The following is a 546-nucleotide window of genomic DNA, read 5'->3' as shown; positions in this document are numbered from 1 at the left end:
AAGACGACAAACTGTACGAAGAAGCGCTGCGCGAGAAGATTATCAGCCTAGCCGTTGAAGTATACAAAGCGAAAGAAGAAGTTGTGGGTGCACAAGTGCTTCGTAACTTCGAAAAATCAGTGATGCTTCAAACACTCGATACGCTTTGGAAAGAGCATCTGGCGGCGATGGATCATCTGCGTCAAGGTATCCACCTACGTGGCTACGCACAAAAGAACCCGAAACAAGAGTACAAACGTGAATCGTTTGAATTGTTTGAAGGTTTACTTGAAGCGCTAAAGACTGACGTTATTACTGTTCTGTCTCGTGTCCGCGTTCAACAGCAAGAAGAAGTTGAGCGTATGGAAGAGCAACGTCGTGCACAAGCAGAAGAAGCTGCTCGTCGTGCGCAGGCTCAGCATGCAGCTGCGGAAAATCAGTTGGCTGATGGTGAAGAGTCTGAGGGCTCAAATCAACCTGTTGTTCGTGATGAGCGTAAAGTAGGTCGAAACGAACCTTGTCCATGTGGTAGTGGCAAGAAATACAAGCAGTGTCACGGTCAGATCA

At 47.4% G+C, this 546-nt stretch carries 1 protein-coding gene; it reads left to right on the top strand.

What is annotated here, in order from left to right:
- Positions 1 to 546 (top strand): SEC-C metal-binding domain-containing protein (locus R7Q09_RS27715; protein ID WP_318144156.1); only part of this gene is annotated, 546 nt, incomplete at both ends.

The sequence above is a fragment of the Vibrio sp. 2130-1 genome (genome assembly GCF_033339515.1).
Note: the sequence above shows the minus strand (reverse complement) of the source record. Positions and strands in the feature narration are given on the sequence as shown.